A 679-nucleotide genomic window follows, 5' to 3' on the forward strand; every position below is an offset into this window, starting at 1 on the left:
CCAGCATTACGGCGACTGGAAGGATGCTTACCCCTATACGGATGCGGATATCCGTGGGGTGCTGGCGAAGCCGGAGGCTGGGAGAGTAACGACCGACGGGAATGCCGCCAGCAAGATTGAAGATGTGCCGTCCACGGCCTATCTGGAACAGGTGAAGGCCATTCTTACTGGTGAAGGGGAAGCGGCCAATGGTGCAGGCGAAGCGGTGCAGAGCGATATCACCGCTCAGCAACGCCTGCTGATGGGCATGTTCAGCCACGACACCTTTCTCGACCTGATCCGCAATTTCATCCTGTTTGAACCGGTGGAAGGCCGCCTGATCAAGAAGGTGGCCCGTTACCAGCAGTACCGGGCAGTGAACAAGGTGATCGAGCGACTGAAGCACGGCACTACCCGTAAAGAAAAGTCCGGGGTGGTGTGGCACACCCAGGGCTCGGGCAAGTCGCTGACCATGGTCATGCTGGCGGTGAAGATGCGCCGCGACCCGGAACTGCAGAAGTACAAGCTGGTGTTCGTCACCGACCGTACCCAGCTGGACAGCCAACTTTCCGCCACCTTCCGCGATGCCCAGAACGAAACCATCTATAACGCCAACTCGGTGGCCAAGCTGAAAGAGCTGCTCACCAAGGATGCCTCTGACATTGTCACGGCCATGGTGCAAAAGTTTCAGGATGCCGAG

Annotated in this window: 1 protein-coding gene; it reads left to right on the forward strand. The window is 58.3% G+C overall.

Features of this window, described 5'->3' with window-relative positions:
• Nucleotides 1–679, forward strand: a 679-nt coding sequence (locus tag A3754_RS06285) for a DEAD/DEAH box helicase family protein (protein WP_197468512.1), incomplete at both ends; no start/stop codon positions are given.

It is taken from the genome of Alcanivorax sp. HI0083 (assembly GCF_001635175.1).